Genomic DNA, 23,080 nt, shown 5'->3' with positions numbered 1-23,080 from the left:
CGGCCCGGGGCCGGGTGCCGCGGTACTCACGGCGACCCCGCGTCGTCGGCGGGGCGGTCGAGCGACTTCCGCAGGTCGGTGACCTCCTCGGCGGCCTGCGCGGCCGCGTCCGCCGGGCTCAGCTGACCACCGGTCATCGCGCCGATCGCCTTGGAGACCGGCAGTTCGCCGCTCGCCGCGCCGACCAGCGCCCCCTCGCCCTCGGTGATGCCCCAGCGGCGCATCCGCCGCACCCCGTCGACCAGCCGGTCCAGCAGCTCCGGCGGGTACACCTCGTCGATCGGGCGGCGCCTGTCCACCCCGAGCTCGCTGCTCCGCCAGGCCCGCAGGTAGCGTTCCGGCTCCGCGGCGGTGCCCCGGCGGACCGGGATCTTGCCCTCGGGCGCCATGCCGAACCAGTCCTGGTAGCCGGCGCCCATCATGTACTCCACGAACCGGCGGGAGGCGTCCTCCTCGGCGGTGCGGGTCACCGCCCAGGAGGTCACCTCCCCGAACTGCGCGGGCTCCTTCGCGTCCGGGCCCCTCACCGCGGTGACCACCCCGCTGTTCTCCGCCAGGAACCCGGGGTCGTCCGCGCACTCCGGGCAGCTGGGCAGGGCGTCGGAGCGCAGGCCCGCCATCTCGTCGAGGACGAACGACGACCAGATCACCAGGGAACTGCTCCCGGAGAAGTAGGTGGCCCGGGTGGAGTCCACGCTCTGGGTGCCCGGCGCTCCGTAGTCCCGGGCCAGCCGGTCGTAGACGGAGAACGCCTCCTCACAGGGCGGGGACTGGAGGGCCACCTCCCCCTCGTCCACCAGACGGCAGTCGTTGGCCAGCGCCAGGCTCTCGAAGCTCTGCGAGGTGAAGACGTCGGCGGGGTCGGTGGCCGCGGAGATGCCGCTGCGGCCGTCGCCGGTCAGCCGCCGCGCGGCGTCCAGCATCCGCGCGTAGGTGTCGGGCGGCGGCAGCCCCCGCTCGGCGAACCGGTCCTCGCGGTAGACCAGCAGCTGCAGCCAGGCGTCGGAGGGGACCGCGAGCCGGGTCGGGCCGTCGGAGGCGAGCGCCAGGGCGTTGGGGTCGAACGTCCCCGGGCCGAGGGTGTCGACGACCCGGCCGGGGATCCGGGTGTTCAGCAGGTCGTTGCCGTGCATCTGCCAGATCTGGCCCAGCGTGGCCGCGCCGATCACGTCGGGCAGGGTCCCGGAGGCCGCCGCGGACATGATCAGCTGGGGCATCTGGGCCTCGGCGACGCCGACGAGTTCGACCTCGACGCCGCTCGCGCGCTCGAACCGTCCGATCACCTTCTCGGTGGCGGCGATCCGGTCGGGGAGGCTCTCCTGCGACCAGACGGTGATCCTGCGGTCGGGGCGGCCGGGCCCCGTCTCCCCGGAACAGCCGGAGAGCAGCCCGAGCAGGAGGGCCGCCGTGGCGCCGAGCGCGGCCGTCCTGGGCCGCCGGGCCTCGCGCATGTGTGACCTCATCGCCTTCCCCTGCGCCGGGCCGCGTCGCCCGGGATCGCCTGCCGGTCCATCAGCATCAAGCGGAACGGCGGCCTCCCGCAACCGGGCGCGCGGTGAAGGGCCGGTGACGCTCCGGTGGGGCCCGTTCGGTCCGCCCCCGGTTGCGGGCGGCGTGCGGCCCGGTTCCGATGGCAGACGGAACGGACGCGGCACGGGTCACACGGACGGCGGGAGGCGGACATGAACGGCAGCCGGTACCGGCACGCGGCCGTGTGCGCGGCGGCGCTCGCCCTGGCGATCACCGGAATCGGCGCCTGCGGAGCGGTCGAGGAGCGGCGCCACGCCGCCCAGGCGGAGGCCACCCGCTTCGCCCTCGACCGCGACGCGGGACGGCACGCGCTGCTGTGCGCGGCGCTGGCCCCGGGCACCCGGGACGAGCTGGAGGAGACCGCGAGGAGCGGGTGCCGCGACGCGATCCGCCAGGCCATCGAGGAGGACGACCTGCCGGCCGCCGGAGCGGTGCGCGCCGTGGACGTCTGGGGAGACCGGGCGCGCGTGGTCCTGGAGGGCGACACCCTGTTCCTGTCGCGGTTCCCGGGCGGCTGGAAGGTCACCGCGGCCGGCTGCGAGCCACGCCCGGATCAGCCCTACCGCTGTGGCATCAAGGGCGGGTGAGCGATGCGGCCGCTGTTCACGGCGACCCTGTTGATCATCTTCGTCGGACTCGCCTACTTCACGGCCCTCGGGCTGATGCGCCGATGAGTCCGGCCGGCCGCGCCCGCCGCTTCCTGCGCGAGAACAGCCTGGGGCTGGTCTTCCTGGCGGGCTTCCTGCTGACCCTGGTGGGCCGGCTCTTCGCCGGACGCGCCGAGCTGAACAACGACCTGGTCTCCGAGGCACTGCCCCCGGTGGGCGTCCTCGCCCACGCCGAATCAGCGCGAAGAGCCCTCGTCCGGAGCAGGTGGAAAAAGGACAGGCAGCACGCGCGGGACGTTCCCAGTCTCTTCGGCTCTCGCCCGCAGTTCCCGAGGCTGCCGAAAGACCTCCACCAGACGCTCGGCCTCGTCGCTCTCACGGCCGCACCGGCCGTGCCGACGGCGGGCCAGCCACCGCACGTGCGCCATGAACACCGGATCCGGAACGATGACGTTCGCCAACTCCCAGCCCACCGTTGAACAAGCTCGCTCGGTCGCGCCGAACGCTTCCGTGGTCCGCTTGTCGACATCGCCCTCGTCGGGCTCCACCGGGGGCCGGGTTCACGCCCGGAAGGGCGCGTTCAGACCTGCCTGCTCTGGTGCCTGAGCAGGTATTGGCCCACGATCTCGTTGAACTCCACGGCGCGTTCCACCTGGGACCAGTGCCCGCACTGGCTGAAGAGGTGCGCGTCGGCGTGCGGGATGGTGTGCAGGAGTTCCCAGGTCCGTGAGACCGGGATGACCACGTCGTGCATGCCGTGGATCAGCAGCAGAGGGATGTCCAGTTCCGCCAGGGCGCCGAGGTCGAGCGGCAATGCGTCCCGGTCCCGGTCGCGGGCCGCCACGACCTCCTCCAGGCGGCTCGACGCGCTGTCGTTCAGGGCCGCCCGGTAGCGCAGGTCCACGAGTTCGTCGGTGACCAACGCCTTGTCCACGACGAACTGCTCGAGCGTGCGACGGATGCCGGCCGGGGACAGTTCGGGTTTGGCATGGCCTGCCAAGGCCGCGGTCTTCTTCGCGCCTCCGGTGCCCATCGAGACGATCCCCAGGACGCGTTCCGGCGCGTCGATGGCGAGTTGCAGGGCCACCCAGCCGCCGATCGAGTTGCCGATGATCCAGGTCTTGTCGATGCCCAGCGCGTCGAGGACACGCAGCGCGTGCCGTCCCCATTCCCGGATTCCGTACTCGGTGCCCGGTGCCACGACGGTCTGTCCGTAGCCCACGGAGTCGATGGCTATGCAACGGCCGTGCCGCGCGAGGTGCGGCAGGTTCAGCCACCAGTTCGCGGCGGCGGTGACCCCGGTGCCCGAGCCGTGCAGGAAGAGGAGCGGGGTTCCCTCACCGATCTCGTGGTAGTGGGTGAGCTCACCGTCATCGGTGGGCAACCACTTGTCCTGGAGACCGAAGAAGGCGTCGGTCCGGTACTCCGGGATCTCGACGGTGGTCATGGGCATTCCTTTTCTTGTTCCTTTCCCGTGGTGTCCGCGCCGGATGTTCTGCGACGGCCGGGCACCGGTTACGGCTGGCGGGTGAGCTTCTCGATGACGGCGTGTACGCCCACGACGTTGTTCACCATTTGGGTCACGCGGACATCGGCGGCGATGGAGCAGAGGCTGTACGCCTCGTCCGGGCTCAGTCCCTCCTCGGTCAGCCAGTTCACGAGGTCGTCCACCGCGTCATGAGCGGCGTCCTCGAGGCTCTGCCCGAAACCGGTGGAGACGAAGTGGGTCTCCGTCTCGGCCCGGGGGGTGCGCAGCCGCGCTCCCCGCTCCAGCGTGAACCGCAACCGGACGTGGTCCATGCCGGTCTCGATGGCGGTCTGATTCACCTCACCGTCGCCCTGGACCGCGTGGCCGTCACCGCAGTAGAAGCCGGCGCCGTCCCGGAAGACGGGGAGCTTCAGGCGTGCGCCCACGACGAGGGCGGAGAGGTCCATGTTGCCGCCGAAACGGCCGGGTTCCACCGTGCTGCGGGGGCCGTCCTCGGCCGGGGCGACGCCCATGATGCCCAGGAACGGCTTGAGGGGCACCCGCACCTTGCCGCCGAGCGTGGTGGTCATCGTGGCCCGGTCCAGCACGAAGTGGCGGATCGTGCCTTTGGGAAACCGGTCCCGCAGGACGCCCCGGCCCCGGGGTTCCGCCACGACCAGGTTGAACCCGTGGGCCGCGGGTGTCAGCGCCAGCACGTCCACCACCAAGGCGTCGCCGGGACGGGCCCCGCGCACCTGGATGGGGCCGGTGATCGAGTGCGGCCCCAAGGCGTCGGGGAAGGCCGCCCGGAGTGCCGGGAAGTCCTCCATGACCGTGTGCGGGGTCACGCGGTTGCCCCAGTGGCCCCAGGTCGACAAGGTGACCTCGTCGCCGGAGTCGATCGAGAGCACCGGCGGCGCGTCCGGGTCGATCGCCCCGACCCGGACGGTCCCGGGACCGGCGGGGAGGTCGTGGACACGACCTCCCCGGGCCTTGGACGGGGCGTTCTCCCGCGTCACGCGCCACCCGCTTCGGCGTCGTCCGGCAGCGGTTCACGACGGATCGAGGCCAGCAGGTGCTGGACGGCGCTGGTGGCACCGGACTTGTTGTTGGCGAACAGGATTCTGGCGAACTGAGCCCCGAGGTAGGGGTGGAACCCCAGGTCGTACAGGGTGCGGAAGTCCCGCTCGTCGATGGCGGTGCGCTCGGCCCCGGTCAGGTCGTAGCGGTCGAGCACGGCCGCCTCGTCCTTGGCGAACTCCTCGCGGAGGTCGGCGTTCCACTTCAGGTCCTGCACCAGGTCGTGCGAGACCAGGGCCCGGTTGATGCCTTCCAGACTCATGGTGATCCCCTTCTCAGCGCCCGGCCGGCGCCGGCGTCATGTCCCAGCTGACGGCACCGATGCCGCAACGCCACTTGTCCCAGGCGGTGTAGCCGAGGACGTCGCAGCGCCGCTCGCCGATCGCGCCCATGACGAGGATCCAGCTCAGCAGCTCCCCGGTGCCGCCGATTCCGGCCTGGTCAAGCCGCTCAAGGGTGACTTCGGCCAGGACCTTCTCGTGGTCGCCGTCGGCGAGCAGACCGAGGAACCAGTTGTCGAACTCCTCGTCGATCCAGAAGTCCCGTACACCGCCGGGCTCGTGGCTCATGCCGCCGGTGGCGAAGAGCCCGACGCGCAGATCGGACGGCAGGTCGTGCTCGACGAGGTCGGCGAGCTGCCGGCCGATCTCGTAGCAGCGGTGCTGGTCGGGGAAGGGCGGGACCGTGACGTTCTGGAGGAGGGGCACGATCGGGACGCCGCTCGCCTCGATGCCGGTCCTGACCACGGGCACCGAGATGTTGTCGTCGAAGTTGAGGTTGTCGCGGGTCGCCGACACCGGAACGCCGCGGCGGTTCAGGCCGTTGAGAATCTTCTCCGCGATGTCGGGGCGCCCCGGTATCCGGTACTCCCCGCACCCCAACCAGTCCTTGAAGAATTCGGCAGGGCCGCTGTGCTCGGGTGCCATGCCGACGACGAAGTCGGGGTACGTGCGGATGCGGTTGTTGGCCATGTGGTCGTTGGCCACCATGAGGATCACGTCGAGTTCGGTCTCGCGGATCTGCCGGGCCAGGGAGCCGTAGGCGGAGGTGACCATCCGCTGTGACGCTTCGGGCGCCTGGTCGAACATGCCGATCAGGCCGGGGGCGTGGCTCGCCGCCACGGCGAGGCTGATGTGGGCCATGATGAGTCTTCCTTCGTCGGTCCGTGGGTCAGGCGGTGGCGCGCAGTTCGCGGGTCTCGTCCTCGCGGACGTCGAGGGTGTCCGTGTCGATGGAGACGCCGTAGACGGTGCGGGCCGCGTCGATCGAGACGACGCCTTCGCGGACGTCGCGCAGCACCAGTTCGGCGGGGCGTAGCCGCGGATCTCCGAACCCGCCGCCTCCGCTCGCGATCACCTCGACGACATCGCCCCTGCCGAGGGTGTAGAAGGAGTTGGAGTCCATTGCGACGGGCTCGGCGCCGGCGCGCGTCAGGGTCAGGCGCTGGACGATGCCGGGCCTTCCGCCGAGGAGACCCACGGGAGCCGTCTCGGGCATGAAGCCGCTGCCGTAGGTGGCGCAGGCGATGTCGTCGGCCAGGACGCGCCACCGGTAGCGCACGCCGAGACCGCCGCGCCACTGACCGCCACCCGCGCTGTCGGGGAGGTACTCGAGCTCCTCCAGCAGGTACGGGGTGTCCAGTTCGTGCAGCTCGGGGTCCGGGGCGCGCAGTCCGCCCAGCGTGTTCGACGGGGAGAGGTGGTCCCAGCCGTCGAAGCCCTCGGTGGCCCCGCTGCCGCCCTTGCCCAGGAAGTGCAGATCGCCGAAGTGGCGTCCGGTGCGCGGGTTCATGCCCATCGTGGCGGGCGTGCACCAGCGGGCCCAGCCGGCGTGCGCGCGGCTGGGCATGGCCTGGGAGAGGGCCACCCATACCGCCGAGGCGATGGCCTCGCACGTCGGGACGGTACAGGCGGCGACGGGCGCCGGTGCGTGCGCATGGGTGAGGGAGCCGGCCGGGGCGATCACGTCGATCGGCTCGATCGCACCGTCGTTGTAGCGGATGTCCGGGTCGATGCACCCGAAGAGGGCCAGGTGGGCAGAGGAGACCGTGTTGGCGATCGTGCTGTTGATGAAGCCCTTGGCCTGCTCGTCGCTCTCGCTGAAGTCGAAGGTGAGGTGCTCGCCCTCGACCCTGATCGTCAGGGCGACCCGGTAGGAGCGGTCCCTGTCGATGCCGTCGTTGTCGAGCAGCGCGTCGGCGCTGTACTCGCCGTCGGGTATCGCGGCGATCTCGGCGCGAACCTGGCGTGCGCTCGCCCTCAGCAGTTCGTCGGTCGCGGCGCCGATGGTCTGGGGACCGTACTTCGCCAAGAGGCCCTTGAGGCGGCGTTCACCGATGGCGGTGGCGCCGATCTGGCAGTTCAGCACACTCTCCACCAGGGCGCGCATCCGCACGTTGGAGAGGATCAGCTCCCAGGCGTCCCGTCGCTGTTCGCCCTTCGCGACGACGCGGGTCGGTGGGATCACGATGCCCTCCTCCTGGACGTCGCGCGCCGCGGGGTTGAACCCGACGACGCCGCCACCGCCGACATCGGCGTTGTGCCCCTTGGTCGTGGCCCAGAAGACGAGTTCGCCCTCCCAGAAGACCGGCCGGGCGATGGTGATGTCGGGCAGGTGCGAGCCACCGTTGAACGGGTCGTTGTGGATGAAGATGTCGCCGTCGTGCACGTCGTCGCCGAAGGACTCGGCGATGGCGCGCAGGGCGAACGGCGTCGCCCCGCCGATGACCGGGATGTAGTGGGTCTGGGCGAGCAACCGGCAGTCGGCGCTGAAGAGGGAGGTGGCGAAGTCTCGGGCCTCGACGAAGATGGGCGACCGCGAGGTACGCAGCATCGTCTGCCCCATCTCCCCGGTGATGCCGTCCAGGGCGCTGCCGATCACGGCGACAAGGATGGGATCGGCCGTGGGGTGCGTCGTGGTCGTCTGCTGTGTCATCTGCTCGATTCCCTTCAGGCCGGCTGGTTCGCCGGTTCGATGACGTAGTTGCCCTGCGCGTCGACCTTCATGACGTAGCCCTCGACGAGGACGACGGTGGTCGTGGGCTGCTCGATGATCGCGGGGCCGACGACGCGGTTGTCGCGGCGCAGGGCGAGGCCGTCGTAGACGTCGGTGAGGACGGTGCGGCCGGAGAAGATCGCCTCACGGGCGCCCTTGCGGGCCGGGCCCGGGTCCGTGCCCGCCGACGGTTCGTCGGCGAGTGCGGGCTTGGCCGTGCGGCCGAGCGAGGTGAGGCGTACGTTGATGAGTTCGGTGGGCTCGCCCGGCATGGCGTACCCGTTGAGTGCCTCGTGCTTCGCCTCGAAGTCGGCCACCAGCTGCTTCAGCGACTCCTGGGTGAGCTCGCCGTCGAAGGTCAGGGGGACCTCGATCTCGGTGAACTGGCCGATGTAGCGCACGTCGGCGCTGAAGACCAGGTCGATGGCGTCGTCCGCGACGTTCTCCGAGCGCAGCGTCTCGACGGCCTCGTCCCGCATCTCGCGGTACAGCTTGCCGACCCGGTCGAGGTCCAACGTGTCGATGTCGGAGACGAAGGTGCGCGCGTACAGGTGCTTGAGGTCGGTCAGGAGGGTGCCGACGGCGCAGAACACCGACGACTCGCGCGGCACGATGATGCGGTTGATGCCGAGTTCCTGAGCGATCGGCACGGCGTGGATCGGGCCCGCGCCGCCCGCGACCACGACGGTGAACTCGCGAGGGTCGACGCCGCGCTTGACCGACACGGCACTGACGGCCTCGGCCATGGTCGCGTTCACCACGCGGTAGATGCCCTCGACCGCCTCGGCGACGGAGAGGCCGAGCGGCCTCGCGACCTTCTCCTCGACGGCCCTGCGTGACGCCTCGACGTCCAGGGTGAAGGCGCCGTCCCCGAACATGTCCGGGTTCAGGTAGCCCATGAGGAGGTCGGCGTCGGTGGTGGTGGGGTTCTCGCCGCCGCGGCCGTAGCAGGCGGGGCCCGGGTTGGCGGTGGCGCTCTGCGGGCCTACCCGGAGGATGCCTCCCGAGTCCACCCACACCAGCGAGCCACCGCCCGCCCCCACCGTGTGGATGTCCAGCATGGGAAGGGCCACCCGGTATCCGGCGATCTCGCTGTCGCCCGTGAGCAGTGACTCCCCACCGCGCACCAGGGCGACATCGAAGCTGGTGCCTCCCATGTCGACGGCTATGACGTCCTCGGCACCGTGCCGACGGGCGTACTGGAGGGCCGCGCCGGGTGCCGCCGCCGGTCCCGACATGAGCGCGTTGACCGCTGACCTGCTGGCGATCTCGGGCGACATCACACCGCCGTTGGACTGCACGATGAGCAGCGTCCCCGAAAAGCCCCGGTCCGCCAGTTGACGTTCGATGTTCGCCAGGTAGTTCTGCAGTGCAGGTCCGACGAAAGCGTTCAGCACCGTGGTGCTGTGCCTTTCGTAGGCGCGAATCTGGGGCACTACGTCGCTGGATATCGTGACGAATACGCCAGGGAGTTCCTCGCGCAGTATTTCCGCAGTGCGCTGCTCGTGAGCGGCGTCCACGAAGGACCACAGATAGGAGACGGCGACCGCCTCGACGCCCTGCTCACGGAAATGCCGTGCCGCCGCGCGCACGTCCTCCTCGTTGAGCGTCACGATCTCGTTGCCGGACACGTCGACGCGTTCGCGGACCGTGGCGATGAGTTCCCGGGGGACGAGCGGGAGCGGCGGCGCGTACTTGGAGTCGTTCTGTCGCTCGCGGATGCCGCGGCGCATGTTCAGCAGGTCGCGGAAGCCGTGCGTCGTGACGAAGCCGGTCTTCGCTCCCTGGTGCGTCAGCACGGCGTTGGTGGCGATCGTCGTGCCGTGCACGATCGTGGACACCGCGCCGAGGAAGTCCTCCAGCGACTCCCCGAAGCTGTCGGCGGCCTTGGTCAGGCCGTTCAGCAGACCGACGGACGGGTCGTGCGGGGTGGTCGGGGACTTGTAGATCCGGGACTCACCATTCCCTTCGACAACGAAGAGATCGGTGAATGTGCCACCGATATCGATTCCGATCCGCCGACTCGCCTTGTTACTTGCCTTCGTCATCGAGGAAACTCCATTGCTGTGAACCGAAAGGGCGCGCAGGAGGGGGTGCAGCACATCGACGCAACTTTGAGATGCGTGAATGGCGCGCGGCCGGTGCGAACCGAGTTCGAGATTTACAGGAAGGTGCGGTGTTTCCTGGACCGTAGTACCTCGTACATGTACCGACAACGAACTGTTCGGCTCAGCCGAACAGGAGCCGCCAGGGTTACGGCGCGCGCTCGGAGAGCCGCCGGGCAGCCTCGACCACGGCGCGGGCGTACGTGTCCCCATGCGTGGACAACCGGTGCTCGGCGAAGCTCATGCTCAGCGCCCACGTGACGTCGCCGTGCCGATTGCTGACCGGCGCCGCGACACAGCAAACGCCCTCGACCGCCTCCTCGGCGTCCAGGGCGTACCCGTGTTCGCGCACCGTGGTCAGCTCCGCCTCCAGCGCCGGGAGCGTGGTGAGGGAACGATCGGTGAGAGGGGTCAGCGCGTCGTGGCCGTAGATGTCGCGCAGTTCGCGGGGGGAGAGGTAGGACAGCAGCATCTTGCCGGGTGCCGTGCAGTGCGCCGGCAGGCGTTCGCCGACACGGGTCGCGTTGACCCGCACCCCGTCGTGGGGCGCGAGCTTCTCCAGGTAGACGACCTCGGTGTGATGACGTGACGACAGCTGCACGGTCTGGTGGTGAGCGGCGACCAGGGCCCGCATCTCCACCCAGGCCGGCTCGGAGATCTCCGAGGTCATCCGCGCGCGCAGGCCGAGCTGGAAGGCGCGCCAGCCGAGCCGGTAGCGGCCACGTCCCGTGCGGCGCAGCAGGCCGAGCGCGACCATGGACTGCATGTGGTCCCAGGTCGTCGTCTTGGGGAGGTCGAGCGCGCGGCACACCTCGCTGACTGTCCGCTCGGGAGCGTCCGAGGAGAAGAGATCCAGGATCCGCACCGCCCGCTCAAGCCCGTCGATCATGCCGCAGCCCTTGCCCACATGATCGACAGGATACGCGGGGCCTCCACGTCCTTCGTCAAGCTGTGCGGGGGCTTCTCGGCTCGTGGTCGGTTCCGTCGCGGAGCACGGCGCCCAGGACGCTGATGTGGTGGCGGACCAGGCGGAGGAGGGCTTGGGCGCGGGTTCTGCCCCCGGGCTCGGTGGCGGTCGTACAGGTCATCTCATGCGGCGAGTCGGCGGCAGCCGGCGAGCCACGCCATGGTGCGTTCGACGGTCCAGCGGTGTCTGCCCAGCCGCTGTGCGGTCTCGACGCCCTTGCGGGCGATGCGGTGCTGGATGCTCTCTGCGAGAGCCATTGCCGCAAGTGGCGGTTGTCGTCGCCCTTGTCGGCATGGAGCTTGCCGGGCCTTCGCCGACGAGGGCCGCGGCGGGACCTGATCGGGGTCATGCCCTCCACGAGCGGCATCGGCGCCTGGCTGTCGTGGACGTTCGTGCCGGAGAATCCGAAGGACAGGGCAGGCCTGACCGCTCGGTGATCAGGTGGATCTTCGAACCGTATTGCCCCGGTCGACAGGATTCGGACACTGTCAGGTCCCCCTCTCCGCAGGGCCCGCATCTCGACCGAGTCGATCGCTGCACCGCGACCAGTCCAGGTCACCGCGAGCACCGAGCTCACCGAGGACCAGGCGGTGGAGCTTGGCCCACACCCCACCTTCGTCCAGCCGCCGCACCTGTGGCGGGCCGTCGCGCCGGACGGGCCGAACGAAGCCGCCGGCAGCTGCTGCCACGTGCAGCCCGAGGTCGCCGTGGCGACGCCGGCCGCCACCCTGCGGTCGCGACGGCGCCTACGGCACCACCCGCTGGAAGAGCTCCCACAGCTCATCCGGCACCAGCCGCTCAACAAACCCCGCCACTGCAGCAGCCCACCCGGCACATGAGATGACCCGTACATCGCCGATTGGCGGGCCGCCCAGGAAGCCGCAGAGCTGGCCCGCCACTACGTGGTTCTGAAGGCTGCCTTCACCTACGCCCACGACATGAAGATCATCCTGCGCAACCCGACCCTGGTGATCAAGCGCCGGGCCGTGCACCCTCTCTGATCAAACCCAAGGAGATCGGCCGGGCGGGCACGGAGTCCGACCGGGAGCAGCGCGTCGGCGCCCACGCCACGGAGGAGTCACCGCGCTGGGCGTCCGCCCCGGGCTGTCGAGGGCTGGTGTTCTCCCGTTCGCTGGGACTGGTGATGGGCGGGATCTTCCTGCTCTCCTGGCCGGCCCAGTCCGTGACAGGCCGGGCCGCCTGCAACGAGGAACGCCTGCGGTCCCTGGAGACGCCGGTCACCTGGGCCGGCTACGTCACCTCCGCCGACTTCTGGGACCGCACGGTGCAGAACTGGCAGTCCGAACTGCTCGCGGTGGCCTCGATGGCGGTGCTCTCCGTCTACCTCCGCCAGCGCGGCAGCCCGGAGTCCAAACCGGTGGGCGCCCCGCACTCGGCGACCGGCGTCGAGGGCTGAGCGCCCACCGCGAGGGGGCTTTGCCGCAAGGGCACGGGGCACCGCCGTGACGGAGGGCTGCCCGCCCGCTCCACCACGTACGACACGGTCTAAGAGCCGACCCTGCGCTTGTTCCACACGTCGAAGCCGACCGCAGCCAGCAGGGCGAGGCCCTTGATGACCTGCTGCCAGTCGGTCCCGACGTCGAGGAGGTTCATGCCGTTGTTCAGCACGCCGAGGACGAGGCCGCCGATGATCGCACCGAGGACGGTTCCCACTCCGCCGCTCATGGACGCGCCGCCGATGAACGCCGAGGCGATCGCCTCGAGTTCGTAGTTCAGGCCCGCCTTCGGCGAGGCCGCGTTGAGACGGGCGGCGATCGCCATGCCCGCCAGGGCCGCGAGCACTCCCATGTTCACGAAGACCAGGAAGGTGACCTTCTTGTCCTTCACGCCGGACAGCTTCGCCGCCGGCAGGTTGCCGCCGATGGCGTAGATGTGACGGCCGAAGACCGTGTTGCGCATGACGTAGCCGTAGCCGACCACCAGCACCCCGAGGATCAGCAGCACGATCGGCGCGCCCTTGTAGCTGGCGAGCAGCAGAGTCACGACGAGGATCGCGGCAGCCATCGCGACGAGCTTGAGCAGGAAGACGTTGCGCGGCAGCACCTCGAGGGCGAACTCCTTCTGCCGGCCCCGGTCCCGGACCTCCTGCAGGACCACGAAGACGATCAGGGCGATGCCCAGCAGCAGGGTGATGTTGTGGTAGTTGCTCTCCGGGCCCACCTCGGGCATGAAGCCGTTGCCGAGCTTCTGCATGCCCTCGGGGAAGGGGCCGAGGGTCTGGCCCGCCAGCAGGATCTCGGTCAGGCCGCGGAAGATCAGCATGCCGGCCAGGGTGACGATGAACGACGGTATGCCACCGTAGGCGATGAAGAAGCCCTGCACCGCGCCGGCCACCGCGCCGACCAGCAGACACAGCACCACGGCGACGGGCCAGGAGATGTCCTGCTGCACGGTGAGCACCGCGGCGAAGGCGCCGACGAACGCCGTCAGTGAACCGACCGAGAGGTCGATGTGGCCCGCGACGATCACCAGCATCATGCCGACGGCGAGGACCAGGATGTAGCTGTTCTGCAGCACCAGGTTGGAGACGTTGCGCGGCAGCAGCAGGTCGCCGTCGGTCAGCCAGGCGAACAGTGCCACGATCAGACCGAGGGCGATCAGCATGCCGTACTGACGCATGTTCCGGCGCAGGCCGTCCCGCATCAGCTGCAGCAGGCCGCCGCCCGAGGCCGGGCCGCCCTTGCCGGACGGCGCCGGAGCCGATGTCGTGGCGGTCGGATGGGTGCTCATCGCGTTACCTCTTCGTCCTTCTCGTCCTTCGTCATCCGACGCATCAGCCCTTCCTGTGAGGCCTCGGCCCGCGAGAACTCACCGGTCAGCCGGCCGGCCGCCATCGTGTAGATGCGGTCGCACATGCCGAGCAGCTCCGGCAGTTCGGAGGAGATGAAGACGACCGCCTTGCCCTCGGCCGCCAGCTGGTCGATGACCGTGTAGATCTCGTACTTGGCGCCGACGTCGATGCCGCGCGTCGGCTCGTCCAGGATCAGCACCTCGGGACCGGCGAAGATCCACTTGCTGAGGACGACCTTCTGCTGGTTTCCGCCGGACAGCTTGCCGACCGGTTCGAAGACGGTCGGCGCCTTGATGTTCATGGATCTGCGGAAGCCCTCGGAGACCTTCCGCTCCTCGTGCTCGTCGACCACGCCCCGCCTGGCGACCTTGTCCAGCGCGGTCAGCGAGATGTTGCGGTTGATGGTGTCGATCAGGTTGAGGCCGTAGTGCTTGCGGTCCTCGGTGACGTACGCGATCCCGTGCGCGACGGCGTCCGCGACGTGCCGGGTCCGGATCTCACGGCCGTCCTTGAGGACCGTGCCGCCCGCGTAGCGGCCGTAGGTCCGGCCGAACACGTTCATCGCCAGTTCGGTGCGGCCGGCGCCCATCAGACCCGCGATCCCGACGATCTCCCCGCGCTGGACGTGGATCGACACGTCGTCGACCACCTTGCGGGTCCGGTCGATGGGGTGGTGCACGGTCCAGTTGCGGATCTCCAGGGCCGGTGCCGTTCCCTCCTCCGGGCGGTGCGGGGTGCGCTCGGGGAAGCGGTGGTCGAGGTCGCGGCCGACCATCCCGCTGATGATCCGGTCCTCGGTGGTCTCCGCGACCTTCACGTCGAGCGTCTCGATCGACCGCCCGTCGCGCAGGATCGTCACCGAGTCGGCGACCCTGCGGATCTCGTTCAGCTTGTGGGAGATGATGATCGAGGCGATGCCCTGCTTCTTCAACTCCAGTATGAGATCCAGGAGTTTGCCGCTGTCCTCGTCGTTGAGCGCTGCGGTCGGCTCGTCCAGGATGAGCAGCTTCACCTTCTTGGACAGGGCTTTGGCGATCTCGACCAACTGCTGCTTGCCCACGCCGATGTCGGCGACGCGGGTCTCCGGGTGGTCGTCGAGCCCCACCCGGCGCAGCAGCCGGGTCGCGTGCCGCAGCGTCTCGTTCCAGTTGATGAAGCCGCGCCGGGCATGCTCGTTGCCGAGGAAGATGTTCTCCGCGAGGGAGAGGTACGGCACCAGCGCGAGCTCCTGGTGGATGATGACGATGCCGCGCTGCTCGCTCGCCCGGATGCTCCTGAAACGGCAGGGCTCGCCCTCGAAGAGGATCTCGCCCTCGTAACTGCCGTGCGGGTGGACGCCGGAGAGGACCTTCATCAGGGTCGACTTGCCGGCGCCGTTCTCCCCGCAGATGGCGTGGACCTCGCCCTGGCGGACGGTCAAGGTGACGTCCGACAACGCCTTGACGCCGGGGAAGGTCTTGACGATCGAGCGCATTTCCAGGACGGGTCCCGCCATGGTCGTGCCTTCCAATCAGTAGGGCGCGGAGATTACTTGAGGTCGCTCGCCTTGATGTAGCCCGAGTCGACGACGACCTTCTGGTAGTTCTCCTTGTCCACGCTGACCGGCTCGAGCAGGTACGCCGGGACGACCTTCGAACCGTTGTCGTAGGTCTCCTCGTCGTTGACCTCGGGCTTCTTGCCGTTGAGGAGGGCATCGACCATGTTGGAGGCCACCTTGGCCAGCTCGCGGGTGTCCTTGTAGACGGTCATCGCCTGCTCGTCCGCGATGATCGACTTGACCGAGGCGATCTCGGCGTCCTGGCCGGTGACGATCGGCAGGGGCTTCGCCTTGGAGCCGTAGTTGTCCGACTTCAGCGCCGAGAGGATGCCGATGGAGATGCCGTCGTACGGCGAAAGCACCGCGTCGACCTTCTCGGACTTGTACGACTTGGTGAGGATGTCGTCCATCCGGCGCTGCGCCGTGGCGCCGTCCCAGCGCAGGGTGGTGACCTGGGTCAGTTCGGTCTGGCCGGAGCGGACGACGAGCTGCTTCTTGTCGATGTAGGGCTGCAGGACCTTCATCGCGCCCTGGAAGAAGTAGCGCGTGTTGTTGTCGTCGTTGGAGCCGGCGAACAGCTCGAGGTTGAACGGCCCCTTCTCGCTGCCGTCCTTCAAGCCGAGCTGTTCGACGATGTACGTGCCCTGCAGCTCGCCGACCTTCTCGTTGTCGAACGACGCGTAGTAGTCCACGCCCTCGGTGCCGAGGATCAGACGGTCGTACGAGATGACCGGGATATCGGCGTCCTTGGCCTGCTGCAGTACGTTGTTCAGCGACTTGTTGTCGATCGCGGCCACGATCAGAGCGTCCACGCCCTGCGCGATCATGTTCTCGATCTGGGAGACCTGCTGGTCCGGCTTGTCCTCGCCGAAGACGAGCTTGGCCTCATAACCCTTCGCCTTCAGGTTGTTCACCACGTTGTCGCCATCGGCGATCCACCGCTCCGAGGACTTCGTGGGCATCGAGATGCCGATGGTGGCGCCCTCGCTGCTGCCCTTGCCTTCCTCGCTGCCCCCCTCGCTGTTCTGGCCGCAGGAAGAGAGAGTGAGGGCGAGAGAGGCGGCGGTGGCGAGGGAGGCGAGCGCGGCTCTGCGGTTGCGCATGGTCAGCATCCTTGCTGTGAGCGGGCGGGGTCTGCGGCAAAGCATGTGCGACGGTGCGGCCAGGCGGGAAGAGGGTCGCCGGGAACGTCAGGGCACGTTCCACACGGGCCGATCGGACGAGGGAGACCTTCCCTAGTGTGAGCGCTAACAAATCCGGTACGCAAGTGTCATGAGCTGGAAAGATTTGCCGTTTCGGCTCGCGCGATCAGCTGAATTGGTGGAGATTTAGTGGCTTCGTCGGTTGACTGGGTGCTCCACGCCTCCGCGTCAAGACAACGAAGGCGTAACACCCGCTTCGCAGGGGTTGAGTCTGTCAGTTGTTAGCGCTAACAACAGCGCGTGCAGACAGGGGCCACATGTACCTCTGCCGGCGCGGCAGCCCGGAGTCCGAACCGGTGGGCGCCCGCGCTCGGCGGCCGGCGTCGAGGGCCGAGCGGCGCGGGCAGGGCCGTGAGGCGGGGTGGCGAGAGGGTATGGCGATTCTCGGCAGGGGGTGGCGAATACCGGCGAAACTCGAACGCCGGTGAATCAGGTCTCCCGCTGCAGGTATGTTGCGACTGTCCGACGGATCTCTCCTGAACTCCCTGCCAACCGGGCAGGGTCCCAACCCAGTTGGGAGATCGAGAGAGGAGTCGGACGGGATGGGACGATCGAGAGGGAGTAGACGTCGCGGGCGCCACCAGTGGATGGACTGGGGGCAAGCCGCGGTGCTGCTTCTGACGGCGATCACTGCCATCGCGGGATGCGTCGAGCATGTCGTGTGACGCTTACGAGTGAGCCCGGCCGAAGGTTAGTCGGCCGGACCCACTCCCGCCCCGCACAACGGCCTGGCTTCGGGTGGCCGCCCGAGGCCAGGCCCTGTGTGTTTCGGGACGGCCGCGAAGTGCCAGGACGTGATCCCGGCCTCCGGACTACGCAGGTAACCCCAACCTCGATGCTTCGGCAAGCACCCGCATGTCGGGGTGCGAGCTTTGTCGCATATGTGCCCGGCGAATGATCATGGCTGGGGGTGGCGAAAAAGGGTGGCGCAAGCAAGCGCCGCAGGCAGGCGACGTGCGGGGGTGGCGAATCCTGGCGTTTCCGCGGGCCACTCCAGCGGAGGCCGTGAAGGGCCCGCCGAGGTTCTCCGCGGACCGGGGAGCCCCGGGCCCGCAGTCACGCCGCGAGGCGCCGCCACGCCGTCGGGGGCGTGGCGGCGCCTCGCTCAGTACTTGCGGGCGTCAGTGTCAGTGCCAGGGCTTGTAGTACGGGTTGCTCCGGCAGTCCTGCATGATCTCGACCTTGTTCACCTTGTCGACCGGGCAGACCCCGATGATGTACTCCCGCGCGATCCCGCCGGGGAAGGCGACCTCGACCTGGTCGGCCCACCGGTGGGTGTCGCCGATGGTCCTGTTGACGTCGATACCGCCGGGGGCGTCGATGTAGTAGTTCCAGCCGGACTTGTACCAGGTCTTGTACAGGTCGTGGTCGTAGGTCGTCGAGACGTACGGGGAGGGCTGGTTGACCAGGACGTACTGCTCGATGTCGTACTGCCCGCCGGCCACGTCCTTGGGCAGGAAGCCGGCCGGGAAGACCGTGTCGGGGCCACGGCTGTCACTGCGGTAGAGAGTGCCGCAGGTGGTGCGCCACGCCGGGGTGGGAGTGATGCGCCCGAGGTCGACACGACGGTCCGCGGCGGCGTGCAGCTTGTCCTCGAACTGCGGACAGGTGGGCGCCGCCGCGGCCACGGCGGGTGCGGGTGCGGCGGGGGTGGCGGGGGCGGCCGCCGAGGTGGTGAAGACGGCGGCCAGACCGAGCACGAGGGATGCGGCTCGCCGCCGCACGGAGCTGTTGATCATGCCGGGAATTCTGGCGGGAGCCCGGTCGCGGGCAGTGGATCTTCACCCGGCAGGGGGCGAGTCGACCGACAGCTGTTCGACGACGACGAAACACCGTCCGGTCGGCAGGACCTCCGCTCCGCGCCGTTCCTCCGGGGACGCTCAGTCGACGTAGCGGAGGCCCGCGGTCTCCAGGGGGCCGCGCATGCCGTACATGTCGAGGCCCAGTTCGCCGGCGGCCAGCCGCTCCCGCTTGAGCTGCTCGTTCTCCTCGCGGCGGCGGGCCGCCTCGGCGGTGCTCGCCACCCGGTCGGCCGGCACCACGACCACGCCGTCGGCGTCGGCCACCACCACGTCGCCCGGACGCACCTGCGCGTTGCCGCAGATCACCGGCACGTTGACGGAGCCCAGGGTGGCCTTGACCGTGCCCTTGGCGTTGACCGCGCGGCTGAAGACGGGGAAGTCCATCTTCTCCAGGTCGGCCACGTCGCGGCAGCCGCCGTCGATCACCAGTCCCGCGCACCCGCGGGCACGCGCCGAGGTGGCCAGGAGCTCGCCGAAGAACCCATCCTCGCACTCGGTGGTGCAGGCCGCCACCAGCACGTCGCCGGGCCGGACCTGCTCGATCGCCACGTGCAGCATCCAGTTGTCGCCGGGCTGCAGCAGCACGGTGACGGCGGGGCCGACCAGCCGGGCTCCCGGGTAGACGGGGCGCAGGTAGGGCCGCATCAGACCGGTGCGGCCCATCGCCTCGTGGACGGTGGCCACCCCGTACGGGGCGAGGGCCTCGACCTCCTCGGCCGCCGGGCGGGGCACGGAGCGGTGGACGACTCCGAGTTCGTACATGACGTGGTTCCTCTCAAGACGTGTCCGGGCGAGACGGTCCGGGCGGGGACGATCAGCGGGGACGGTCCGGGCGAGACGGTCCGGGTGGGGACGGTGCGGGCGGGGGTCAGCGCCCCTGGCGCTTCAGCAGGGCGTCCAGCCGCGGGTACACGCGGCGCGCGTTGTGCTCCTGGACGGCGGCCAGGTCCTCGGCGGACAACTTCGCGGCCTCGGCGTAGCGGCGGGTGTCGTCGAAGTGGTGGCCGGTGCACGGGTCGACGTCGCGGACCGCGCCGATCATCTCCGAGGCGAACAGGATGTTCTTCGCGGGGATGACCTCGTACAGCAGGTCCGATCCCGGCTGGTGGTAGACGCAGGTGTCGAAGTACACGTTGTCCAGGACGTGTTCCTCGAGCTCCGGCCTGCCCAGCGCCATGGCGAGCCCGCGGAAGCGGCCCCAGTGGTAGGGCACCGCGCCGCCGCCGTGCGGGATGACCAGCCGCAGCGTCGGGAAGTCCCGGAACAGGTCGCCCTCCACCAACTGCATGAACGCGGTGGTGTCGGCGTTGAGGTAGTGCGCGCCGGTGGTGTGGAAGGCGGGGTTGACGCTGGTCGAGACGTGGATCATCGCGGGGATGTCGTACTCGGCCATCTTCTCGTAGATCGGGTACCAGGACCGGTCCGTCAGCGGCGGCGCGCTCCAGTACCCGCCCGAGGGGTCCGGGTTGAGGTTGATCGCTACCGCGCCCAACTCCTCGACCGCGCGCACCAGTTCGGGCACGCAGGTGGCGGGGTCGACGCCCGGCGACTGCGGGAGCATGGCGGCGGGCGCGAAACGGTCCGGGTACAGGCCGGCGACGCGGTGCACCAGGTCGTTGCAGACCGACGCCCACGCGGCGGAGACCGCGAAGTCGCCCATGTGGTGCGCCATGAACGAGGCACGGGGCGAGAAGACGGTGAGGTCGATGCCCCGCTCGTCCATCATCCGCAGCTGGGCCGGTTCCACGGTGGCGCGCAGGTCGTCGTCCCCGATCCGCAGCTCGTCGGGCGAGGGCGCGGCCGAGGGGTCGCCGGCCGCGGCGATCTGACGCCTGCGCCACGCCTCCAGGGCGGGCGGCGCGGTGGTGTAGTGCCCATGGCAATCGATGATCATCCGAGTCCTCTCCGGGTGCCTCACGCGCCCACACAGTAACCGCTGACGAAATTGTTGACAATCTGTGCGTGTGGGACCCCGGACCTGCCGCGCCACCTCTCCCGGATGCCTCCGCCGGGGGAGGGCTCAGTCGGTCAGGGTCCTGGAGAGCACCTCACGCTGCAGCGGGCGCACCAGGGCGTACAGCTCCCGGCCCCGCGCGGTCGGGGAGACCCACACCCCGCGCCGGTCCTCGCGGCACACCGTGCGCTCCAGCAGCCCCTCGCGCTCGAGCCGTCCCAGCAGGCGGGAGAGGGCGCTCTGACTGAGGTGGACCCGCTCGGCGATGTCCTGCACGCGGCAGGGGACGCCCGGTCCGTCCGGTGCTCCGGAGACCAGGACCTCCAGCACCTCGAAGTCGCTGGCGCACAGGCCGTACGGATGCAGCACGCGGTCGATCTCGCAGACCGTACGGGAATGGACCGCGAGGATGCCGCGCCACCGTTGCTCCAGCCGCGCACCGGCCGTGTCCGCTGCCATGGAGCCCATCGTAGGACGGTGCCGTCCGGCGGGGGAGACCCCGGAAGCGCCGTTTCCGACAGGCTGTCAGGCGGTCCCCGGCTCCGCCCCGGGCGGGTCCTGGACCAGGCCCACGGGGTTGCCGTCCCGGTCCCGGACGGCGGCCACCAGCTTGCCGCCGCCGACGTCGCGGACGTCCTGCACCGCCTCCGCCCCGGCGGCCAGCAGCGCGGCCAGGGTGGCCCGCAGGTCGTCGACGTGCCAGTAGGGGACCGGACCGGTCAGCCCGGCGTCGTGACCGTGCGGGTCCAGGCCCAGCTCCTGGCCGTCCGCCGTGCGGAAGCCGGCCCAGTGCGCCTCGTCGACGTGCGGTTCGACGCCGAGCAGGGCCTGGAACAGCGCCCGGGCGCCGTCGAGGTCGCCGACCGGGTAGACCAAGGTCCTCAGGTGCGCCGCCATGGCCCCATGCTCGCCGCCCGCGGCGCCCCCCGCATCCGGCGTACGCCCTCCCGGGCAGCCGCCGTCGGTCTTCCGTCGGTCTCCCATCGGTCTCACAGGGCGCCCGCCGCACGCCCGCGTCAGCCTCACGGCAGGCCCGCGTCAGCCTGACGGGACGCCCGCATCAGCCTTCCAGGAGCCGCCGTCAGCGGGGGACGACCGCCACCGGCACCGCGCAGTGCCGCAGCACCGTCCGCGTGACGCCGCCGATCCGGCCGTCCGCACCGCCACGGCCGACGACCAGCAGGGCCGCCTCCGCCGCCTCGTCGACCAGCCGGGCCGCGACCGCGCCGAAGCCCGTCCGCGCGGTGACCCGCACCGCCGGGTGACGTTCCCGCCACGGCGCCAGCACCTCCCGCAGCGCCTGCCGAGCCTCCTCGTCGAGCACCCGGTCCTGCTCCGGGTCCACCCCCGGGGGCCGCCGCCAGGCGTGCACCACCTTCAGCCGGGCGCGGCGCCGCGCCGCCTCGCCGAAGGCGAACGCCACCGCCCCCGCCGCGGCCCGCGCCGGGTCCAGCCCCAGCACCACGTCCCGGTGCCAGGCCCCGGCCCACGACGGTCCCACCGCTCCGTCGGCCCGCTCGTCCTCCGGCGACGTCCCGGCCCGCACCAGCACCACCGGGCCACGGGCCTGGGCCACCACGCTCAGCGCCACCGGGCCCACCGTCCAGACGTCCTCGTATCCGTCCGCGCTCGCCACGGTCCGCGACCCCAGCACCAACGGGCACCCGTGCGACGCCGCCTCCAGCAGGGCCGGAGCCGGGACCTCGCGCACCTGCTCGAAGCTCACCCGCAGCCCCGGACGGTGCGTGGTCAGCCGTTCCGCCGTCTCGCGCAGCACCTGCTGCGTCCACCGCCGCCGCGCCGCCTCGGCCTCCGGATCGGCGGCCCGCGTCCCGTCCCCACCGGCCGTCGCACCGAACGGCTGCCACGACCCGGCGTGCACCAGCCGCACCGGCCGGCTCCACAACTCGGCCTCCCGCGCGGCCCAGTCGGCGGCCGCCAGACTCTCCGGCGAGCCGTCCACACCGACGGTGACGGTACGGGGCATGATGTGTGCTCCTGGGCTCCGGGCGTGCGGTTCTTGCGGTGCTTGCAGGGTGGATGGATCACCTTGTCAGCACCGGCACGCGGGGCGTAGGGCCGACCGGCCCCTCTTTCCCGTCCGCCCTGCTCACACGGCTAGGCTGGCCAACCGACATGAGCGACACCCCCGCACCGCACGGACCCGCACCGCACGGACCCGCCCCGCACGGACCCGCCCCGGACCCGCCCGTGATCACCGTGATCGCCGTGATCGCCCTGGGCGGCGCGATCGGCGCGAGCGCCCGTTACGCCGCCACCCTGCGCTGGCCGGCCGCCGCGGACGCCTTCCCGTGGGCGGTGTTCTGGGTGAACGTCGTCGGCTGTGCCCTGATGGGCGCCGTCACCGTCCTGGCCACCGAAGGACCCCGCACGCCGCATCCGCTGCTGCGCCCCTTCCTCGGCACCGGCGTGCTGGGCGGCTTCACCACCTTCTCCGCCTACGCGCTGGACGCGCACCGGCTGGACGAGGCGGGGGAACGGCCGCTCGCCCTCCTCTACCTCGGCGGGACGCTGGCGGCGGCGATGGCCGCCGTCCTCCTCGGCGCGGTGGCCGGCCGCCGCGCCCTGTCCAGGCGGCCGCCGTTCGCGAGGAGGCGTACGTGAATTGGCTGCTGGTGATCGCCGGCGCCCTGGTGGGCGCCCCGTTGCGCTTCCTCACCGACCGCCTCGTGCGGCTGCGGCTGCGGCCCGGCGCCGTCTTCCCGTGGGGCACCTTGGTCGTCAACGTCGGCGGTTCCCTCGCCCTCGGGCTGCTGACCGGCGCGGTGGCGGCCGGGGCGGCGGGGGAGCGGCTGGGACTGCTGCTCGGCACCGGGTTGTGCGGGGCGCTGACGACGTACTCGACGTTCTCCTGGGAGACCCTGCGCCTCGCCGAGGACGGCTCCCCCCTCCTCGCCGTGCTCAACGTGCTGGGGACGCTCACCGCGGGCCTCGGCGCGATGTACGCGGGTGTCGCGCTGGGCGGCGCGGCCTGGGGCTGAGCGGCCTGGGGCTGAGCGC

The 23,080-nt window shown here is 70.4% G+C and carries 22 protein-coding genes and 1 pseudogene; 5 read left to right on the top strand and 18 right to left on the bottom strand.

The window, feature by feature from the left end; all coding sequences use genetic code 11:
* Nucleotides 1-26: 26 nt before the first annotated feature.
* Nucleotides 27-1,463 carry an ABC transporter substrate-binding protein gene (locus ACWD3O_RS17910; protein WP_451416501.1) on the bottom strand — a complete coding sequence of 479 codons (1,437 nt, stop codon included), beginning with the start codon at nt 1,461-1,463 and terminating at the stop codon, nt 27-29.
* Nucleotides 1,464-1,682: 219 nt separating this feature from the next.
* Between ACWD3O_RS17910 and ACWD3O_RS17905 the strand changes: the two genes are divergently transcribed.
* The gene (locus ACWD3O_RS17905; protein ID WP_451416500.1) at nt 1,683-2,117 is read left to right on the top strand and encodes a hypothetical protein; all 435 of its coding nucleotides are present in this window, start codon (nt 1,683-1,685) and stop codon (nt 2,115-2,117) included.
* A gap of 83 nt (nt 2,118-2,200) precedes the next feature.
* Nucleotides 2,201-2,617 carry a DUF6766 family protein gene (locus ACWD3O_RS17900; protein WP_451416499.1) on the top strand — a complete coding sequence of 139 codons (417 nt, stop codon included), beginning with the start codon at nt 2,201-2,203 and terminating at the stop codon, nt 2,615-2,617.
* 101 nt (nt 2,618-2,718) lie between these two features.
* On the opposite strand, the gene ACWD3O_RS17895 is transcribed toward ACWD3O_RS17900, so the two are convergent.
* From ACWD3O_RS17895 to ACWD3O_RS17860, 8 genes and pseudogenes are all read right to left on the bottom strand, one after another.
* Nucleotides 2,719-3,585, bottom strand: a complete 867-nt coding sequence (locus ACWD3O_RS17895) for an alpha/beta fold hydrolase (RefSeq protein ID WP_451416498.1) — start codon at nt 3,583-3,585, stop codon at nt 2,719-2,721.
* A gap of 68 nt (nt 3,586-3,653) precedes the next feature.
* Nucleotides 3,654-4,625, bottom strand: coding sequence for an acetamidase/formamidase family protein (locus ACWD3O_RS17890; protein WP_451416497.1), 972 nt, complete (start codon nt 4,623-4,625; stop codon nt 3,654-3,656).
* Complete coding sequence (locus ACWD3O_RS17885) at nt 4,622-4,948, bottom strand: extradiol ring-cleavage dioxygenase (protein WP_451416496.1); 327 nt, start codon at nt 4,946-4,948, stop codon at nt 4,622-4,624. The genes ACWD3O_RS17890 and ACWD3O_RS17885 overlap by 4 nt, the downstream gene beginning before the upstream one ends.
* Nucleotides 4,949-4,961: 13 nt before the next feature.
* Nucleotides 4,962-5,828 (bottom strand): DODA-type extradiol aromatic ring-opening family dioxygenase, encoded by an 867-nt coding sequence (locus tag ACWD3O_RS17880; protein ID WP_451416495.1) that lies wholly within the window; start codon nt 5,826-5,828, stop codon nt 4,962-4,964.
* Between the two features lie 28 nt (nt 5,829-5,856).
* Entirely contained in the window at nt 5,857-7,620 is a 1,764-nt protein-coding gene (locus tag ACWD3O_RS17875) for a hydantoinase B/oxoprolinase family protein (protein WP_451416494.1), read from the bottom strand.
* 14 nt (nt 7,621-7,634) lie between these two features.
* Nucleotides 7,635-9,728, bottom strand: a complete 2,094-nt coding sequence (locus tag ACWD3O_RS17870; RefSeq protein ID WP_451416493.1) for a hydantoinase/oxoprolinase family protein — start codon at nt 9,726-9,728, stop codon at nt 7,635-7,637.
* A 205-nt stretch (nt 9,729-9,933) separates the two neighbouring features.
* Nucleotides 9,934-10,674: an IclR family transcriptional regulator gene (locus tag ACWD3O_RS17865; RefSeq protein WP_451416492.1), complete on the bottom strand. Its 741-nt coding sequence runs from the start codon at nt 10,672-10,674 to the stop codon at nt 9,934-9,936.
* A 209-nt stretch (nt 10,675-10,883) separates the two neighbouring features.
* Nucleotides 10,884-11,567: pseudogene (locus ACWD3O_RS17860) on the bottom strand (IS5 family transposase); the annotation flags it as partial.
* A 182-nt stretch (nt 11,568-11,749) separates the two neighbouring features.
* Between ACWD3O_RS17860 and ACWD3O_RS17855 the strand changes: the two are divergent.
* The gene (locus tag ACWD3O_RS17855; protein WP_451416595.1) at nt 11,750-12,169 is read left to right on the top strand and encodes a DUF6766 family protein; all 420 of its coding nucleotides are present in this window, start codon (nt 11,750-11,752) and stop codon (nt 12,167-12,169) included.
* Between the two features lie 89 nt (nt 12,170-12,258).
* On the opposite strand, the gene mmsB is transcribed toward ACWD3O_RS17855, so the two are convergent.
* The 9 genes from mmsB to ACWD3O_RS17810 form a co-directional block, all read right to left on the bottom strand.
* The gene (mmsB, locus tag ACWD3O_RS17850) at nt 12,259-13,503 is read right to left on the bottom strand and encodes a multiple monosaccharide ABC transporter permease (RefSeq protein ID WP_451413630.1); all 1,245 of its coding nucleotides are present in this window, start codon (nt 13,501-13,503) and stop codon (nt 12,259-12,261) included.
* Entirely contained in the window at nt 13,500-15,059 is a 1,560-nt protein-coding gene (mmsA, locus tag ACWD3O_RS17845; protein ID WP_451416491.1) for a multiple monosaccharide ABC transporter ATP-binding protein, read from the bottom strand. The genes mmsB and mmsA overlap by 4 nt, the downstream gene beginning before the upstream one ends.
* 32 nt (nt 15,060-15,091) lie before the next feature.
* Complete coding sequence (chvE, locus tag ACWD3O_RS17840) at nt 15,092-16,204, bottom strand: multiple monosaccharide ABC transporter substrate-binding protein (protein ID WP_451413632.1); 1,113 nt, start codon at nt 16,202-16,204, stop codon at nt 15,092-15,094.
* Nucleotides 16,205-17,430: 1,226 nt separating this feature from the next.
* A complete protein-coding gene (locus ACWD3O_RS17835) occupies nt 17,431-18,042 on the bottom strand; it encodes an ADP-ribosyltransferase (RefSeq protein WP_451413633.1) in 612 nt (203 codons plus the stop codon).
* A 141-nt stretch (nt 18,043-18,183) separates the two neighbouring features.
* Complete coding sequence (gene ligK, locus ACWD3O_RS17830; protein ID WP_451416490.1) at nt 18,184-18,867, bottom strand: 4-carboxy-4-hydroxy-2-oxoadipate aldolase/oxaloacetate decarboxylase; 684 nt, start codon at nt 18,865-18,867, stop codon at nt 18,184-18,186.
* Nucleotides 18,868-18,973: 106 nt separating this feature from the next.
* The gene (locus ACWD3O_RS17825) at nt 18,974-19,999 is read right to left on the bottom strand and encodes an amidohydrolase family protein (RefSeq protein ID WP_451416489.1); all 1,026 of its coding nucleotides are present in this window, start codon (nt 19,997-19,999) and stop codon (nt 18,974-18,976) included.
* Between the two features lie 126 nt (nt 20,000-20,125).
* Nucleotides 20,126-20,518 (bottom strand): MarR family winged helix-turn-helix transcriptional regulator, encoded by a 393-nt coding sequence (locus ACWD3O_RS17820; RefSeq protein ID WP_451413636.1) that lies wholly within the window; start codon nt 20,516-20,518, stop codon nt 20,126-20,128.
* 66 nt (nt 20,519-20,584) lie between these two features.
* The gene (locus tag ACWD3O_RS17815) at nt 20,585-20,956 is read right to left on the bottom strand and encodes a VOC family protein (RefSeq protein WP_451413637.1); all 372 of its coding nucleotides are present in this window, start codon (nt 20,954-20,956) and stop codon (nt 20,585-20,587) included.
* 184 nt (nt 20,957-21,140) lie between these two features.
* On the bottom strand, nt 21,141-22,046 hold the full coding sequence (locus ACWD3O_RS17810; RefSeq protein WP_451416488.1) for a universal stress protein: 906 nt from the start codon (nt 22,044-22,046) through the stop codon (nt 21,141-21,143).
* A gap of 149 nt (nt 22,047-22,195) precedes the next feature.
* On the opposite strand from ACWD3O_RS17810, the gene ACWD3O_RS17805 reads away from it, so the two are divergent.
* Both ACWD3O_RS17805 and crcB read left to right on the top strand, forming a co-directional pair.
* Nucleotides 22,196-22,684 (top strand): fluoride efflux transporter FluC, encoded by a 489-nt coding sequence (locus tag ACWD3O_RS17805; protein WP_451416487.1) that lies wholly within the window; start codon nt 22,196-22,198, stop codon nt 22,682-22,684.
* Nucleotides 22,681-23,061 carry a fluoride efflux transporter CrcB gene (gene crcB, locus ACWD3O_RS17800; protein ID WP_451413640.1) on the top strand — a complete coding sequence of 127 codons (381 nt, stop codon included), beginning with the start codon at nt 22,681-22,683 and terminating at the stop codon, nt 23,059-23,061. The genes ACWD3O_RS17805 and crcB overlap by 4 nt, the downstream gene beginning before the upstream one ends.
* Nucleotides 23,062-23,080 lie beyond the last annotated feature (19 nt).

This window comes from Streptomyces sp. NPDC002640 (genome assembly GCF_053592575.1).
Note: the sequence above shows the minus strand (reverse complement) of the source record. Positions and strands in the feature narration are given on the sequence as shown.